Raw genomic sequence first — 15,981 nt, 5'->3', positions numbered from 1 at the left:
GCCCGGCGCCTCCCGGCGCCGGGCCCTTCAGCATGCGCGAGGGAGTCTCCCGCGCTCCCCGCCCGCCCCCTCCGAACAGCACGGAAGTCCGATCGCGCCCGATCCGTGCCCGAACCTGTTTACTTTCTGGAAATCCGGGCGTAGCCTCCAGCGAAACCACAAGTTCGGGCACGAGTCGGACGCAGTCGGACATGAGTCGGACGCCACTCGGACGTATCTTGGAGCGGAGGCGCAGGGCATGTACGCACCGGAGCGGCAGCAGGAGATCCTCCGGCTCGCCCGTGACGGCGGCCGGGTGGACGTCGTGTCCCTCGCCGAGGAGTTCCAGGTCACCGCAGAAACGATCCGCCGTGACCTGAAAGCCCTGGACCGCGCCGGTCTGGTCCGCCGGGTGCACGGCGGTGCCATCCCGGCGGGCCGCCTCGACTTCGAGCCGGACCTCGCCGAACGCGAGTCCACCTCGGCCGACGAGAAGGACCGCATCGCCAAGGCCGCCGTCTCGGAACTGCCGACCGAGGGCACCCTGATCCTCGACGCCGGCACGACGGTCGCCCGCCTGGCCGGGGCCATCCCGCTGGAGGCGTCCCTCACCGTCGTCACGCACAGCCTGCCGATCGCGGCCCGTCTCGCCGACCACCCGGGCATCCAGCTCCATCTGGTCGGGGGACGCGTACGGCACCGCACGCGCGCCGCCGTGGACGCCTGGGCGCTCCGCGCGTACAGCGAGATCCGGGCGGACGTCCTCTTCGTCGCGGCCAACGGCTTCTCCGCCGACCAGGGCCTCACCACCCCCGACCTCGCCGAGGCCGCGGTCAAGCGGGCGGCCGTCGCCGCGGCCCGCCGGGTGGTCCTGCTCGCCGACTCCGCCAAGCACGGCCAGGAGCACTTCGCCCGCTTCGGCGACCTGAACGACGTGGACCTGCTGATCACCGACAGCGGGCTGAGCCCCGAGGACGCCGCCGCCATCGAGCGCGGCGGCACGGAAGTAGTACGAGCATGAGCACCACGAACAGCGCGAGCGCGACGAACGGCACGAGCGGTACGGCCATGATCCTCACCGTCACCCCCAACCCCTCCCTCGACCGCACCTACGAGGTCCCCTCCCTGGAGCGCGGCGAGGTCATCCGCGCCACCGGCGAGCGCATGGACCCCGGCGGCAAGGGCGTGAACGTCTCACGCGCCGTCGCGGCCGCCGGCCGGCGCACGGTCGCCGTGCTGCCCCTGGGCGGTGCGCCCGGCGCGCTCGTGTCCGACCTGCTGGACGCGCAGGGCATCGAGGTCGCGCCGGTCCCGGTCGCCGGAGCCACCCGCTCGAACATCGCCCTCGCGGAGTCCGACGGGGTGCTCACCAAGATCAACGCGCCGGGCCCGGAACTCTCGCGCGCGGAGCAGGAGCTGCTCCTGGAGACGGTGCGCGAGCAGTCCCGTGACGCGGACTGGATCGCGTGCTGCGGGAGCCTGCCCCGGGGGCTCGCGCCGTCCTGGTACGCCGATGTGGTCGCCCGCGCGCACGCCGGGGGCGTGCGCATCGCGCTGGACACCTCGGGGCGTGCGCTGCTGGAAGCGCTGCGCGAGCGCCCGGACGTGGTGAAGCCGAACGCCGAGGAGCTCGCGGAAGCCGTCGGGCGCCCCCTGGCGACGGTCGGCGACGCGCTGAAGGCGGCTGAGGAGTTGCGCGGTATGGGCGCACGCGCCGTCCTCGCGAGCCTGGGCGCCGACGGCCAGCTCCTCGTGGAGGACGCGGGCGCCTGGTTCGCGAGCGCCCGCGTGGACACCGTCCGCAGCAACGTCGGTGCCGGCGACTCCTCCCTCGCCGGATTCCTCATCGCCGGCGGCAGCGGCCCCAAGGCCCTCGCCTCCGCCGTCGCCCACGGTGCCGCCGCCGTCCAACTGCCCGGCAGCGTCATGCCCACCCCTGCCGACCTGGACCCCACGGCGGTGACCGTCACCGACCGCGTCCCCGTCGACCGCGACCTGACGGAGCCGGTGTCATGAACGCTCGTACGACCCTTTACGCGGCCGCGTCTCTCACCGGCGCCGCCCTTCCACAACCCGCCCAGGAGCGGCGAGGTTCCTCCTTACTCACCGCGCCGACGGGTCGACGGGGCACCCTGAGCCGCCCTGCCGTCCCCGGGAGGCGGGGCTTCCCCTGCCCCGTCTCCCACCCCGCCCCCCACGGCACCCCCGTCCCCACCCTCGCCCACCCCACATCCCGGGCGACACGCGTGCATTGGAGCCCGCGATGAGCGACATGATCACCGCGGACCTGGTCGATCTCGACCTGTCCGCCGACACCAAAGAAGCGGCGGCGCGCGCCCTCGCCGAGCGCATGGTGGCCCTGGGCCGGGTGACCGACCTGGAGGGCTTCCTCGCCGACGTGGCCGCCCGCGAGGCCCAGATGCCGACCGGTCTCGACGGCGGCATCGGCATCCCGCACTGCCGCAGCGCCCACGTCACCGAGCCGACGCTGGCCTTCGGGCGCAGCGCCGCCGGCATCGACTTCGGCGCGGCGGACGGCCCCGCCGACCTCGTCTTCCTGATCGCGGCCCCCGCCGGCGCCGACGACGCCCACCTCACGATCCTCTCCGCGCTGGCCCGCCAGCTGATGAACAGCGAGTTCACGGACGCGCTGCGGTCGGCGGGCGACGCGGAGACAGCTGCCGCGCTGATCCGCGGGGACGAGACACCCGCGAAGGGCGCGGAGGCCGCGGGCGCCGGTGACACAGGCGCCGGTGGCACGGGCGCCGGCGCGGGCTCGAAGGGCACCGCGAGCGCCGCCGAGGGCGCCGTGAGCGCCTCCCAGAACACCGCTGCGACGCCGGCGGCGGCCTCCGCCGGCGTCGCAGCGGCAGACACGGCGCAGGCGCCCGCCCCGGGCTCCGGCGCGGACACGACTGCCGAGCACCCGTTCCGTATCGTCGCCGTAACCTCCTGCCCCACCGGCATCGCCCACACCTACATGGCGGCCGAGTCCCTGGAGAACGCGGGCCGCGAGGCGGGCGTCGAACTCGTCGTCGAGACGCAGGGCTCGGCCGGTTTCACCCGGCTCGACCCCGAGGTCATCGCGGGGGCGGACGGCGTGATCTTCGCGCACGACGTGCCCGTCCGCGACAAGGACCGCTTCGCCGGCAAGCCGACCGTCGACGTCGGCGTCAAGGCGGGCATCAACCGCCCCGCCGAACTGATCGGCGAGGTCCGCGAGAAGGCGGCCCGCGGTGAGGCGACCTCCGGTTCCGCGCCGGCCACGCCGGTCGAACGCGCCGGGGACGTCGGCGAGGGCTACGGCACCAAGCTGCGCAAGTGGCTGATGTCCGGCGTGAGCTACATGGTCCCGTTCGTCGCGGCCGGCGGTCTGCTGATCGCCATCGGCTTCGCGATCGGCGGATACAAGATCAACAAGGCGCCGTCGGTCATGGACCACTTCATGTGGACGCAGGCCGACAGCTGGGGCGCGCTGTTCTTCCAGATCGGCGGCGTGGCCTTCGCCTTCCTCGTGCCGGTCCTGGCGGGATACATCGCCTACGGCATGGCCGACCGGCCGGGCCTGGTCCCCGGCTTCGTCGGCGGCTCGATCTCCCTCACCATCAACGCCGGCTTCCTCGGCGGCCTGGCGGCCGGTCTGATCGCCGGTGCGGTGGTGATGGGCATCCAGAAGGTCAACATCCCGGCGTCGCTGCGCGGCATCATGCCGGTGGTGGTGATCCCGCTGATCTCCTCGGCGATCGTCGGCTTCCTGATGTTCGTCGTCATCGGCAAACCCATCGCGTCCGCCCAGAAGGGCATGACGGACTGGCTGAACGGCCTCACCGGCACCAACGCCGTCCTGCTCGGCGCCCTGCTCGGCCTGATGATGTGCTTCGACCTCGGCGGCCCGGTCAACAAGGTCGCGTACACCTTCGCCACCGCCGGTATCGCGGTCTCTAACCCCAGTGACTCCGCGATGAAGATCATGGCCGCGGTCATGGCGGCCGGCATGGTCCCGCCGCTGGCGATGGCCCTGGCCACCACCGTGCGCGGCAAGCTCTTCACCGAGACCGAGCGCGAGAACGGCAAGGCCGCCTGGGTCCTGGGCGCCTCCTTCATCTCCGAGGGCGCGATCCCGTTCGCGGCCGCCGACCCGCTGCGCGTCATCCCGTCCTCGATGGTCGGCGGTGCGGTCACCGGCGCCCTGTCGATGACCTTCGGCGCCACCCTGCGCGCCCCGCACGGCGGCATCTTCGTGGTCCCGCTGATCGGCAACCCGTTCCTCTACCTGATCGCCATCGCCGCCGGTGTCTGTGTCACCACGGCCCTGGTCGTCATCCTGAAGGGCCTGCGCAAGCCGGCCGCGCAGACCCCGGCGGGCGGCTCCGCGGCCGGCCCGGCCGCCACCACGAAGGAGACCAAGCAGCCCGTCGCGGCCTGATCACCCGCACCCTCTTGTCCCTTTGATTCGCTGTGAGTTGTTCACGGCACCTGCGAGATACGTCACGGTCCGGGACCAAAGTCCCGGACCGTGGTGTGTACTGGGTGCATGCCTGAGCACGCCGCGACCCTCCAGCTGATCGGAGTGACCGCCCTCGCCCTGGCGACCGTCGCCTGGGTGGTGGTCCTGATGCGCGTGCTGCGCCACACCCGCCGCGGGGCCACCGGCTGGCACGCGGCCCGCGTCCTCCCCGGCCACCCGCACCCGCTCCAGGCCGGCCCGCCACGGGAGTCCGTGGAACTCACCCCCGCCGAACAGGACGCCTTCGCCGGCCTGGTACGCCGACTCGGCGGCCGCTGAGGCGCGGTGGGTGCAGACGCGCTCGGCTCAGGACCGCCGCGCCGCCCGCCGCTCCATGGCCTCCCGCGCCGCGACCTCCGACGGGTACACCTCGCACATGTGCCGGCCGTCCGGCGTCGCGGTGTGCTCGACCTCCCACAGGGACATCTCCCGGCCGTCACTCAGCAGGAACGCGTGCTCGTAGAGCGAGAAGCTCAAGCCGGTCCGGCCCGCCCGCCCGGGCCGTCCGAACGCCTGGGTGATCTGGTGCGCGAACGCCGTCGCCAGCACCTGGGCCGTCTCCGCGTCCGGCCGGTCGGTGTTCTCCGCACGGCGCAGAAGCCGGCGCGCGTGGTCCGCCGAGTCGTCCGGCACATACACGTGCCGGGTTTCGGGCACCGCCGTCAGCGTCAACAGTACCGGCAGCTCGAAGTCCGGGGTGTCCGGCGGCAACGGCAGCCGCGCCGTCGCGGCCCGCAGTTCCTCCTCGTCGACGTACACCTCGGCCTGCGGGTCGCTGCCCGGCGCGGTGTTGTACACGAGCTCCCACAGAGTGACCGCCGACCCGTCGGCGAGCAGCCAGGTGTGCCGGTACGTCTCCCGGTGCAGCCCCGCGCTGTGGTGCGCGGAGTGCAGCGAACTGTCGTGCGCCAGCGCGCAGTCCAGCTGCCTTATCGCCTCGTCGGGCAGTTCGAAGGAGTTCAGGGCACGGCCGAGGAGCCGCGCGAGGTGCTCCTCCGGAGACTCGGGCGACTCGGCTGGTTCGTACGCTGCCGTCTCGTACGGAACGCTCAAGGTTTCTCCCGGCGTTGCTGCATGTCACCTTGTGGGTGCATACCGTAGCCCCTCGGTCGGACATCATGTCCGAGAACCGAGAAAACGTACGCCGGGAAAACACGCGGACCGCGCGAAAAGTTCCCGCGCGGCCCGACGATCTGTCAAAACCAGCCGGTCAGACCGTGCTTCCCGCGGTCCACTCGCTCCACGACAGGTTCCACCCGTTGAGCCCGTTGTCCGGCTGCACGGTCTTGTCGGGGGAGTTCTTCACGACCACGACGTCCCCGATGAGGGAGTTGTCGTAGAACCACTTGGCCGTCGTGTCGCCCTGCGCGCCCTGCACGTCCGCGAGCCCCACACAGCCGTGGCTGGTGCCCTCGCGGCCGAACGGCGGGTTGCCCTTGTTGTACCAGTAGTTGCCGTGGATGAACGTGCCCGACTGCGTCAGCCGCATCGCGTGCGGCACGTCCGGGATGTCGTACTCCCCGCCCAGGCCGACCGTCTGGCTGTTCATCCGGGTCTGGGTGAACTTCTCGGAGATCACCATCTGCCCGTTGTACGTCGTGTGCTCCGGGCTGCCCGTCGACACCGGCACCGACTTGAGCGTCCTGCCGTCCCGGACCACCGTCATGGTCTGCGTGTTCACGTCGACCGTGGAGACCTGCGAACGCCCGACGGTGAAGGTCACCGTCTTCTTCTGCACCCCGTAGACACCGTTCGCGCCCTCGACGCCGTCCAGGTCGATCTTCATCGTGACCTTGGAGCCGGCCTTCCAGTACTCCTGCGGCCGGAAGTCCAGCCGCTGCGACCCGAACCAGTGCCCCACCACCTGCTGGCCGCTGCTGGACGTCACCGTGATGTGGGACTGCACGGCCTTCTTGTCGCTGATGACCTTGTCGAAGTTGAACGACACCGGCATCCCCACACCGACCGTCGTCCCGTTGTCCGGCGTGTACGTCCCGATGTAGCTGTTCGCAGAATTGACGGTGGTGAAGATGGAATTGGCCGCCGCCGTGAGCCCCTTGGCGTCCTTGGCGGTCGCCGATATCTCGTACTTCGTGCCGCGCTCCAGCTGCTCCTTCGGCTTCCAGGTGCTGCCGTCCGCCGAGAGGGTGCCGTCCACGGCCTGCCCCGACCCCGCCACGGTCATCTTCACGACGGTCAGCTTGCCGCCGCTGACCTGCACGCCGGTCGTGTTGATGGACGCGCCGGTCGAACCGTCCTTCGCCGAGATGGCGATCTTCGCGGTCGACGTCTTGGCGGCGCTGTCCTGCCCGCCCTTGCTGTCGTCGCTGTTGGCGTTGGCGTTGCCGCCACAGGCGGTCAGGGTGAGGGCGCCGACCATCAGGGCGGCACAGGCCCCCAGTGCGCGCCGCGCTGCAATGTCCGGCGTTGTCACGGGCTGCTCCAGGTTCTTGTGATGTGCGTGATCCGCTCCAGTACGTGGAGACAGAGGGCGTCGGCGTGGGTTCGGGTTCCGCCGAACGGCCGCGAACGTCATCACGTGACAGAACCGGGACAATCAGCGAGGAGGCGCGACAGTCGGGGCACGCCCCCGCCGCTGTCATCGCGCCCCGTACAACTCCCCGTACGACGGCCACACTCCGCCCGGCCCGGCCACGGACTGGGCGGCCCGCACGGCGCGCACGACGGCGCGCGTCACCAGATCCGCGCCGGCCGCGAGGATCTCGTTGAGCGCAAGCGGGCTCGCGTCGAGCGGGCGCGCGCCCGTGGCCAGCGCGAACACCGTGTCCCCGTCGTGCAGCAGGTGCACCGGCAGCACGGCGCGCGCGATCCCGTCGTGCGCCGTCCCGGCCAGCTTCTGCGCCTGCGCCTTCGAGAGGTCGGCATCGGTCGCCACCACCGCGAGTGTGGTGTTGAGCGGCGGAAGTCCGTTCTCGGCGGCGGCTTCGGCGAGCCGCCGGCGCGCGGCCTCGTGCACCCGCTCCTCGGGGTACTCCACGCGCCCCTGGAACAACTCCCCGTACAGCACGCCTGTTTCGGGATCCATCACCGCGCCGGCGGCGTTGGCCACCACCAGTGCGGCCACCGTGATCCCTGACTCCAGCACGGCGCTCGCGCTGCCCACCCCGCCCTTCAGCGCCCCGGCCACAGCGCCCGTACCGGCCCCCACGCACCCCTCCCGCACCGGCGCCCCGGGTGCGCTTGCCGCGGCTTCCTCGACCGCCGCGCGCCCCGTGGCCGCGTCCGGCCGGGCCCGGAAGTCCCCGCCCCGTCCCAGGTCGAAGATGCAGGCGGCGGGCACCACCGGCACGACATGCGCCGGATCCGCCCCCACCCGTACCCCGCGCCCCCGCTCCTCCAGCCAGGCCATCACCCCGGACGCCGCGTCGAGCCCGTAGGCGCTGCCGCCCGTGAGTACGATCGCCTCCACCCGCTGCACCAGGTTGCGCGGGTCGAGCGCGTCCGTCTCCTTGGTACCCGGACCGCCGCCGCGCACGTCCACCGCCGCGACCGCGCCGCCCTCGGGAGCGAGCACCACCGTGGTGCCGGTGAGCCAGCCGTCGCCGTTGCGGGACGCGTGTCCCACCCGCAGCCCGGCCACGTCCGTCAATGCGTCAACTGTCATGACGGCCAGTCTGGCCCAGCCGGCGGTCGTCGCGGAGCGTCAGGAGGCGGCCGCGGCGGCGTCCACCGGGCGCTGGCGGCCGGCCGTGCGCGCCGTCAGAGTCGTCCCGGTCGCCACCGCCAGCGCCGACACCAGGCCCGCCGCCGGCACCGCCCAGTCGCCAAGGAAGGTGCAGCAGATCACCAGCAGTGCCGTCACCGGCAGCACCAACTGCTGGGCGATGCCGATCTTGAAGTACCGCGAGTGCAGCGCCCACACGGCCAGCAGGTACAGCGCCGTCGGCAGGGTCACGGCCGCCGAGGCGGCCCGCGCCGAGATGTGCGCCGTGCCGACCGCCTGCTCGACGGCCACCTCAAGGCCCGCGCCGATGGAGGCCGCCGACGCGAAGATCAGGTAGTGCCCGTAACCCCACAGGAAGGATTCCCTGTTGGAACGCAGGTGGCCGTGGATCGGCACCACGAAGTAGATCCACCATGCGGAGAAGACGATCAGCAGGCCGCCCGCCGCGATTGGCAGCAACTCTCCCAGCGCGTCATGCTCGGCCAGGGCCGACTTCACGGCGACGGTCGCCGCCGCGATTGTCTCTCCGAGCACGATGATGGTGAACAGCCCGTAGCGTTCGGCGATGTGGTGCGGATGCCAGGAGGTGGCAGAGGCCTTCTCCGCGTACAGCGGCACACACATCTCGACGACCGCCATCACCAGAAACACCCAGGCGCGCGCGTGCTCCGGCAGCAGCACCAGTCCCAGCCAGCCGACCAGACACAGCAGCACACCGCCCGCATACCGGAGCGCCATCGTGCGCTCCGCGCCCTCGGCCGATCGTGCGGCTCTGAGCCACTGCGACGCCATCGCCAGTCGCATGATCACGTAGCCCAGCCAGACCGCCATGTAGTCGTGGTCCGCGAAGGACCGCGAGACGCCGGCCGCCAGCACCAGCACGCCGGCGATCTGGATCAGGGTGACGACCCGGTAGAGCGCGTCGTCGTTGTCGTACGCCGAGGAGAACCAGGTGAAGTTCATCCAGGCCCACCAGATGGCGAAGAACACCATCGCGTAGTTCAGGATGCCCATGCCGGGACGGCCCTCCGCGACGGCGTGCACCAGCTCCCCACCCGCCTGTGCGATGGCCACCACGAAACACAGGTCGAAGAAGAGCTCGAGCGGCGAGGCGACGCGGTGGGTTTCGTCGCGCCCGCGCGCGGTGAGCCGGCGCAGCGGTCGGAGGGGCTGGGGCGCGCCCTGGGGAGCGGGCGCCGGAGTGGAACTCGACGTCATGCGTCCAGCACAGCAGAAAAGGACAGCGAAGGCTTGTGAAGGGGTTCACGGGCGGAGTGCGGTGAGAACGGCGAGGAGTGCGGTGAGAACGGCGAGAGGGGTGCAGGCGCGGTCCTGACCGGACCGCCGGACGGACGGTGTGCACGCGCGAGGGGGCGGCGCCCGGGCGCGCGACGCAGGCGAGTGCCGGGACGGCCTCCGGGTAGGGCTCGGGAACCGTCGTGGCGCCTGGGGGCTTCTCCTCGCTCTCGAACAGTTGACTGAGCTGCTCGTCCAGGAACGCGCGGAATCCGGTGAGCAGATCCGGGCCCGTGAAGGGGTCGGCGCCATCGCCCTCCCGCGTGGACACGGCATCTGCGGTCTCGTCCGCGGCTTCGTGCCGGTCAGGCCGGGTGGCAGACCCGGAGCCGACGGACGGCTCGGCCGGCCCGGGACCGTACGGGTCCGGGCCGGAACCGTCCGGACCGTACCCTTGAGGCATGAGTACCGCCGCTCCCGAGCCCGAGCCGCGCGACCCGAAGGCCGCGCTGATCTTCGACGACCCGCTGGACCGGCAGTCGTCGGACGACACGGACGGCGGCTGGGGCGAACGCCCCGAGGGGGACTCCGCTGCGGACCTCAAGCGCTTCCTCGACGAGAAGCCGCCCCACCACCTCTGAACCGTCCGCGCCGTCGCCCGGACCCACCGCCGAGCGGCCCGCGCTTTCGCCCGGACCGCGCGCGGCAGCGTCGCTAGCGCTCGTTGTGCCCGGAACCGCGCTGCGCGACCAGGGCGTCGCGGATCTCCTTCAGTACCTCCAGCTCGGTCACCTCGACGACCTCGCGCGTGCCCTCCCTCGCCCTCCGGCGGGCCTCCAGCCGGGCCAGGTACTTCGCCATCGGCAGGACCATCAGGAAGTACACGACCGCCGCGGTGATCACGAAGCTCAGAGTGGCTCCGAGTACCGAGCCCCACATCAGCTGGATGCCGTGGGTCCCTTGGCACGACGAGCTCAGGCACGAGCTGTAGCTGTCGAGGTTCTTCGTGCCGATCGAGCCGACCAGCGGGTTGATGATCCCCTTCACCACCGAGTTGACGATGTTCGTGAAGGCGGCGCCGATGACCACCGCGACCGCCAGATCGACGACGTTGCCGCGCATCAGGAAGGCCTTGAAGCCCTGCCATATGCCCGGTTCCTGCTTCTCGCTCACCTCGGGGACTCTCCTCGCATGCACAGGGTGTGGAACAAAACGCTCCGCAACCTACGTCACCAAGCGGCCATCGTGCCCAATCCGGTAGCTCGAACGAGCGACTTGACAGGATTCGGCCAAGAAATCTCCCCAGGCTGTTCAGCACAACGTCACCGCCAGCCGCGCCGTGGCGCTCGCGCCGACCAGCCGTGCCGCGGCGGCACGCGGAACCGAGAGCACGACCAGCGCCCCGCTCTCCGAGGTCCCCTCGACCGGCTCCGGCAGCTCCGTCACACGCACCCCCCGCGCGATCACCCGGGCGTCCCCGCCCGCCGAGGGATCCCCGGCGGCGATGACGTCCACCCGGTCGCCCGGGCGCAGCAGGCGGACCGTTGCGGCGTCGGCGATCCGCACCGGCGCCGTCACCATGTCCACGGGCGGGGCGTGCCGCCGTACCGGCTGAGTGACCGGATGCTTCCGGGGCCGCTCGGCGCGCAGGGGATCCGTGGCGGCGCGGGGCCCGGCCGCGACGAGCGCCGCCGCCGTGACCGCCAGGCCGGCCGCGAGGGCCCGCCTGCGGTGCCGCAGCAGCCGCCCCAGCCGATGGCTCCCGCCGCGTACCCGCACCGGGTCGAAGTGCGGGACCTCGCAGGTGGCGGGGGCGTCCGTGCCCAGCGGGCGCGGGAGGCGAAGGGGAGGGGGGAAGGCGGGGGACGAGGACGGGGGAACGGACATGTGGATCACCACCAGCGACGAGGAATCGGCTTGCGAGGCCACGATGAGGCCTCGCGCCGAAACGCGTCGGAGCCCGTGGACTATCCACGGGTTGTGGACAACTCCGCCACCCGAACGGGGAGTTCCGCCCGTTTTCCACAGGGGGCCGGGCGTTCGGGAACCGCTCCGTCGCCCGTGCTACGGCAGCGGGAACCCCGGATCCATCCCGCCGAGCGCGTTCGTGCACAGGCAGTCCCGTGCCGCGTTCTCCGGCAGGGCCGCCACCGCGTCGAACAGCACGCCCCGCAGCCGGTCCACGTTCGCCGCGAACACCTGCAGCACCTCGTCGTGCGAGACGCCCTCACCGGTCTCGGCGCCCGCGTCCAGGTCGGTGACCAGCGTCAACGACGTGTAGCAGAGCTCCAGTTCACGAGCGAGTGCCGCCTCCGGATGGCCGGTCATGCCCACCACGGACCAGCCCTGCGCCTGATGCCACAGCGATTCGGCGCGGGTCGAGAAACGCGGCCCCTCGACCACGACCAGCGTGCCCCCTTCCACCGGCTCCCAGTCCCGGCCGCGAGCCGCCTTGAGCGCCGCGATGCGCCCGGTGGGGCAGTAGGGGTCGGCCAGGGAGACGTGCACCACGTTCGGTACGGTGCCGTCGGGCAGCGGCAGCCCGTCGAAGTACGACTGCGCCCGGGACTTCGTACGGTCCACCAGCTGGTCCGGCACGAGGAGTGTGCCCGGCCCGTACTCGGGGCGCAGACCGCCCACCGCGCACGGGCCGAGCACCTGGCGCACGCCGACGGAGCGCAGCGCCCAGAGGTTGGCCCGGTAGTTGATGCGGTGCGGCGGCAGATGGTGGCCGCGTCCGTGGCGGGGCAGGAAGGCGACCCGGCGGCCGGCGATCTCGCCGAGGAAGAGGGAGTCGCTGGGCGGCCCGTAGGGCGTGTCGACCTGGACCTCGGTCACGTCGTCGAGGAAGGAGTAGAAGCCGGAGCCGCCGATTACGCCGATCTCTGCGTTCGCCATGCCCAGCACACTAGCTGGCCCGCAGGATCGCGCAGGGGCCGGTGCCCGGGAATACCTCGGACCCCGCCGTCGTACGACAGCGGGGTCCGGGAGGAGGAGTCTCAGGCGGCGGAGCTGCTGGCGGAGCCCGAGGAGGACGCCGAACCCGACGAAGACGTCGACGACGACTTCGAGTCGGACGACTTCGAGTCGGACGACGCGCTCGACGAGCCGGAGCCGGACGGCTTCGACGCGGGGCTGCTGCTCGACGAGGAGCCGCGGCTGTCGTTGCGGTAGAAACCCGAGCCCTTGAAGACAATGCCGACGGCGGAGAACACCTTCTTCAGGCGGCCACCGCAGTTGGGGCACTCGGTCAGGGCGTCGTCGGTGAACTTCTGCACCGCCTCGAGGCCCTCGCCGCACTCGGTGCACTGGTACTGGTAGGTCGGCACTGTCTTCCTCCTGGCACTCTCACTCGATGAGTGCTAACGACGGTCCATAGTGACGTATTCCTGAGGATCAGTCCACCGTCACCGGCACGCGGTGACCGACGCCACGTGCGACCGTACGGTTCCGGGGCCGGGTGACGAGCCGCGAGCGCAGCGCCAGCAGGGTCACCAGGGCGAGCACCGTGCCCGCCATCGGCACCAGGAACCCGGCGCCGCCCCACAGGCGGTCCTCCAACTGTCCGGCGACCGTGACCGCGGCCGCCTGGCCGAGCGCGACCGCGCCGGTCAGCCAGGTGAACGCCTCCGTGCGGGCGCCGGCCGGGACCAGGCCCTCGACCAGCGTGTAGCCGGTGATCAGCGCGGGTGCGATGCACATGCCGACCAGGAGACCGAGGCCGGCCAGGACGAGCACGGAGTGGGACGTCCACAGCGCCGACGCGGTCAGCGCGAGCGCCGCGTAGCCGACGACCAGGCGCCGGTGCGGGGCGGCCTTCCAGACGATCGCGCCGCAGACGACGCCCGAGAGCATGTTGCCCGCGGCGAAGGTGCCGTACAGGACACCGTTCAGGCCGGGCTCGCCGATCGACTCGGTGAACGCGGCGAGCGAGACCTGCATGCCGCCGAAGACCGACCCGATGCCGAGGAAGGTGACGACCAGCACCCGCACGCCGGGGACGCGGAGCGCGGGGACGTGCTGCACGCGCGCGTGGCCGGTGCCGGTCACCCGCGGCTGGGTGCCGTTCTGCGCGGCGAAGAGGAGACCGCCGACCAGGGTCAGCGCGGCCTCCGTGACCAGACCGGCGGCCGGGGTCACGGTGGTGCACAGGGCGGTCGCGAGCAGCGGCCCGAAGACGAAGGTGAGCTCGTCCGTGACGGACTCGAAGGCGGCCGCGGTGGACATGAGGGGCGAATCCTGGAGCTTCACGCCCCAGCGGGCGCGCACCATGGGGCCGACCTGGGGCACCGAGGCGCCGGTCGGCACGGCCGCCGCGAACAGCGCCCACAGGGGCGCGTGCGCCAGCGCGAGCGCCGTGAAAGCGAGGCCCGACAGCGTGTGGACCAGCACTCCGGGGACCAGCACCGCGCGCTGCCCGTAGCGGTCGGCGAGGCGGCCGCTATAGGGCGCGAACAGCGCCATGGAGACACCGGTGACCGCCGCGGCGGCACCCGCGGCGCCGTACGAGCCGGTGGTGTGCTGCACGAGCAGCACGATCGAGATGGTGAGCATTGCGAACGGCTGGCGCGCCGCGAAACCGGGGAGCAGGAACGTCCAGGCGCCGCGGGTGCGCAGCAGCTGTCCGTATCCCGGGCGGGACGGCGCCGCCGAGTTCTCCGACGGCTCGGTGGTGACCGTGGATGCCACGGCCCGTGCCTTTCTGCCGCCTGGTAGCGCGCCCGTGCGGGGGCGCCGAGAGCTGTCCTCTTGCGCGGAACTGCGGTAGATACCGGTGTCCACTGCGAAGAGCGATCCGGCCGCCATACGGTCGCGCCAGCTCTGCGTCAGGCAGAGTTGGTTCGATCAGGGTGCTTTTATCGTACAGGGCTCACCCCCTCGTACGCCTGTGAAAACGGGCACCACGGGGGCCGTTCACCTGGGATTGGCGGCGGTGTGAACCGTCCGAAACGCGTCCTTAACACGCGCCTCACGCGCCCCGCGCCCGCAGCCGTTGCGTGCGCCCGCGCTCACCGCCCGGAGGGCGACCCCGAGCCCGCGCCCGACCCCGCGCCCGCCGTCCCGTTCGTGCCCAGCCAGCCCGCCAGTTTGCCCCCGTGTCCGACCGCGCGCAGCCGCCGCTCCGCGGTGTCGCGCACCGGGTCGGTGGCGACCACGAGGAGTTCGTCCCCGCGCCGCAGCACCGTCGTGGGTAGAGGGACAAACGATTTTCCTTCGCGGACGACCAGGGTGACGGCGGCCCCGGCGGGCAGCCGCAGTTCGTTGACCTCGACGCCGTGCATCCGCGAGCCCTCGGGGATCGAGACGGACAGCAGGTGCCCGCGCAGCCGCTCCAGCGGTGCGGACTCGATGCCGAGGTCGGCAGCCTCCGGACCGATGCCGAGCCGCAGCTTGCGGGCCAGCCAGGGCAGCGTCGGCCCCTGGACGAGGGTGTAGACGACGACCAGGACGAAGACGATGTTGAAGATCCGGTGGCTGGTGTCGACGCCGTTCACCATGGGGATCGTCGCCAGGATGATGGGGACGGCGCCGCGCAGGCCGGCCCAGGACATCAGGGTCTGCTCCCGCCAGGGCACACGGAACGGCGCGAGACTGACGATCACGCTCAGGGGCCGCGCCACCATGGTGAGCGCGAGCCCGATGATCAGGGCCGGCCAGATGTCGTCGCCGAGCTCGTGCGGGGTGACCAGCAGGCCGAGCAGGACGAACATGCCGATCTGGGCGATCCAGCCGAGTCCCTCGGCGAAGCCGCGGGTGGCGGGCCAGTGCGGCAGCCTGGCGTTGCCGAGCACCATGGAGGCGAGGTAGACGGCGAGGAAGCCGCTGCCGTGCGCCAGCGCGCCGGCCGCGTACGCCGTGACCGCGATGGCCATCACGGCGATCGGGTAGAGGCCGGAGGCGGGCAGCGCCACGTGCCTGAGGCCCCAGGAGCCGAGCCAGCCGACCGCGAGGCCCATGGCCGCGCCGATGGCCAGCTCCAGGGCTATCTCGCCGAGCAGGACGTACCAGTGCTCCACCGGTCCCGCGGTGGAGAAGGCGACGACCAGGATGACCACCGGGGCGTCGTTGAAGCCGGACTCCGCCTCCAGCGTGCCCGTCACGCGCGCGGGGAGGGGAATGCGCCGGAGCACCGAGAAGACCGCCGCCGCGTCCGTCGAGGACACCACCGCTCCGATGATGAGCGCCTGCCGCCATTCCAGCCCGACCAGATAGTGCGCGCCCGCCGCGGTGACCCCGACGCTCACCCCGACCCCGACCAGGGCCAGCATGGACGCGGACGCCAGGACCGGTTCGACCTCCTTCCACTTCGTGCCGAGACCGCCCTCGGCCAGGATCACGACCAGGGCCGCGTATCCGATGACCTGGGTCAGTTCGGCGTTGTCGAAGTGGATGTCGCCGATGCCGTCCTGGCCCATGAGGACGCCGATCCCCAGGTACACGAGCAGGCTGGGGAGCCCGCTGCGCGAGGAGATCCGGACCGCCGCGACGGCGACGAGCAGGACCAGGGAGCAGACGAGCAGGAGCTGGTTGAGGTGCTGGACAGTCAGTGGCGATTCCCTTCGTCGGCTCGCGC

15 protein-coding genes are annotated in these 15,981 nt (G+C 71.9%); 5 read left to right on the top strand and 10 right to left on the bottom strand.

Translation table 11 applies throughout. The features are described 5' to 3' along the window. Positions 1 to 238 precede the first annotated feature (238 nt). The 4 genes from AB0D59_RS27015 (at position 239) to AB0D59_RS27000 (ending at position 4,765) form a co-directional block, all read left to right on the top strand. Positions 239 to 1,000, top strand: a complete 762-nt coding sequence (locus AB0D59_RS27015) for a DeoR/GlpR family DNA-binding transcription regulator (protein ID WP_362570277.1) — start codon at positions 239 to 241, stop codon at positions 998 to 1,000. 47 nt (positions 1,001 to 1,047) lie between these two features. Then, a complete protein-coding gene (gene pfkB, locus AB0D59_RS27010; RefSeq protein WP_362570354.1) occupies positions 1,048 to 1,995 on the top strand; it encodes a 1-phosphofructokinase in 948 nt (315 codons plus the stop codon). Between the two features lie 247 nt (positions 1,996 to 2,242). Then, positions 2,243 to 4,405, top strand: a complete 2,163-nt coding sequence (locus AB0D59_RS27005) for a fructose-specific PTS transporter subunit EIIC (protein WP_362570274.1) — start codon at positions 2,243 to 2,245, stop codon at positions 4,403 to 4,405. A gap of 108 nt (positions 4,406 to 4,513) precedes the next feature. Then, a complete protein-coding gene (locus AB0D59_RS27000; RefSeq protein WP_362570273.1) occupies positions 4,514 to 4,765 on the top strand; it encodes a hypothetical protein in 252 nt (83 codons plus the stop codon). Positions 4,766 to 4,792: 27 nt separating this feature from the next. On the opposite strand, the gene AB0D59_RS26995 is transcribed toward AB0D59_RS27000, so the two are convergent. The 4 genes from AB0D59_RS26995 to AB0D59_RS26980 all read right to left on the bottom strand — a co-directional run bounded on the left by AB0D59_RS26995 (position 4,793) and on the right by AB0D59_RS26980 (position 9,389). Then, the gene (locus AB0D59_RS26995; protein ID WP_362570270.1) at positions 4,793 to 5,539 is read right to left on the bottom strand and encodes a DUF6227 family protein; all 747 of its coding nucleotides are present in this window, start codon (positions 5,537 to 5,539) and stop codon (positions 4,793 to 4,795) included. Positions 5,540 to 5,696: 157 nt separating this feature from the next. Continuing rightward, positions 5,697 to 6,920: an Ig-like domain-containing protein gene (locus tag AB0D59_RS26990; protein WP_362570267.1), complete on the bottom strand. Its 1,224-nt coding sequence runs from the start codon at positions 6,918 to 6,920 to the stop codon at positions 5,697 to 5,699. A gap of 165 nt (positions 6,921 to 7,085) precedes the next feature. Further along, positions 7,086 to 8,111, bottom strand: coding sequence for a P1 family peptidase (locus AB0D59_RS26985; protein ID WP_362570264.1), 1,026 nt, complete (start codon positions 8,109 to 8,111; stop codon positions 7,086 to 7,088). 39 nt (positions 8,112 to 8,150) lie between these two features. Then, positions 8,151 to 9,389, bottom strand: coding sequence for a low temperature requirement protein A (locus AB0D59_RS26980; protein ID WP_362570261.1), 1,239 nt, complete (start codon positions 9,387 to 9,389; stop codon positions 8,151 to 8,153). A 479-nt stretch (positions 9,390 to 9,868) separates the two neighbouring features. Here AB0D59_RS26980 and AB0D59_RS26975 point away from each other — a divergent pair, with 479 nt between their 5' ends. Continuing rightward, positions 9,869 to 10,048, top strand: coding sequence for a hypothetical protein (locus AB0D59_RS26975; RefSeq protein WP_362570258.1), 180 nt, complete (start codon positions 9,869 to 9,871; stop codon positions 10,046 to 10,048). Between the two features lie 73 nt (positions 10,049 to 10,121). Here the strand turns inward: AB0D59_RS26975 and mscL are convergent, their stop codons facing one another. From mscL to AB0D59_RS26945, 6 genes are all read right to left on the bottom strand, one after another. Continuing rightward, the gene (gene mscL / locus AB0D59_RS26970; protein ID WP_362570256.1) at positions 10,122 to 10,580 is read right to left on the bottom strand and encodes a large conductance mechanosensitive channel protein MscL; all 459 of its coding nucleotides are present in this window, start codon (positions 10,578 to 10,580) and stop codon (positions 10,122 to 10,124) included. A gap of 138 nt (positions 10,581 to 10,718) precedes the next feature. Next, complete coding sequence (locus AB0D59_RS26965; RefSeq protein ID WP_362570253.1) at positions 10,719 to 11,294, bottom strand: hypothetical protein; 576 nt, start codon at positions 11,292 to 11,294, stop codon at positions 10,719 to 10,721. A 177-nt stretch (positions 11,295 to 11,471) separates the two neighbouring features. Beyond that, the gene (locus AB0D59_RS26960; RefSeq protein ID WP_362570250.1) at positions 11,472 to 12,305 is read right to left on the bottom strand and encodes an S-methyl-5'-thioadenosine phosphorylase; all 834 of its coding nucleotides are present in this window, start codon (positions 12,303 to 12,305) and stop codon (positions 11,472 to 11,474) included. 101 nt (positions 12,306 to 12,406) lie between these two features. After that, on the bottom strand, positions 12,407 to 12,736 hold the full coding sequence (locus AB0D59_RS26955) for an FmdB family zinc ribbon protein (RefSeq protein ID WP_362570248.1): 330 nt from the start codon (positions 12,734 to 12,736) through the stop codon (positions 12,407 to 12,409). Between the two features lie 67 nt (positions 12,737 to 12,803). Continuing rightward, positions 12,804 to 14,096 (bottom strand): MFS transporter, encoded by a 1,293-nt coding sequence (locus AB0D59_RS26950; RefSeq protein WP_362570245.1) that lies wholly within the window; start codon positions 14,094 to 14,096, stop codon positions 12,804 to 12,806. A 320-nt stretch (positions 14,097 to 14,416) separates the two neighbouring features. Continuing rightward, the gene (locus AB0D59_RS26945; protein ID WP_362570351.1) at positions 14,417 to 15,955 is read right to left on the bottom strand and encodes a potassium/proton antiporter; all 1,539 of its coding nucleotides are present in this window, start codon (positions 15,953 to 15,955) and stop codon (positions 14,417 to 14,419) included. Positions 15,956 to 15,981: the final 26 nt, after the last annotated feature.

It is taken from the genome of Streptomyces sp. NPDC048417, from assembly GCF_040651615.1.
Taxonomy (GTDB): Bacteria; Actinomycetota; Actinomycetes; order Streptomycetales; family Streptomycetaceae; genus Streptomyces.
Note: the sequence above shows the minus strand (reverse complement) of the source record. Positions and strands in the feature narration are given on the sequence as shown.

Coding starts and splice junctions, on each gene's coding strand:
- AB0D59_RS27015 (WP_362570277.1), top strand. CDS start 239: ATGTACGCACCGGAGCGGCAGCAGGAGATCCTCCGGCTCGCCCGTGAC.
- pfkB (WP_362570354.1), top strand. CDS start 1,048: ATGATCCTCACCGTCACCCCCAACCCCTCCCTCGACCGCACCTACGAG.
- AB0D59_RS27005 (WP_362570274.1), top strand. CDS start 2,243: ATGAGCGACATGATCACCGCGGACCTGGTCGATCTCGACCTGTCCGCC.
- AB0D59_RS27000 (WP_362570273.1), top strand. CDS start 4,514: ATGCCTGAGCACGCCGCGACCCTCCAGCTGATCGGAGTGACCGCCCTC.
- AB0D59_RS26985 (WP_362570264.1), bottom strand. CDS start 8,111: ATGACAGTTGACGCATTGACGGACGTGGCCGGGCTGCGGGTGGGACAC.
- AB0D59_RS26980 (WP_362570261.1), bottom strand. CDS start 9,389: ATGACGTCGAGTTCCACTCCGGCGCCCGCTCCCCAGGGCGCGCCCCAG.
- AB0D59_RS26975 (WP_362570258.1), top strand. CDS start 9,869: ATGAGTACCGCCGCTCCCGAGCCCGAGCCGCGCGACCCGAAGGCCGCG.
- AB0D59_RS26965 (WP_362570253.1), bottom strand. CDS start 11,294: ATGTCCGTTCCCCCGTCCTCGTCCCCCGCCTTCCCCCCTCCCCTTCGC.
- AB0D59_RS26960 (WP_362570250.1), bottom strand. CDS start 12,305: ATGGCGAACGCAGAGATCGGCGTAATCGGCGGCTCCGGCTTCTACTCC.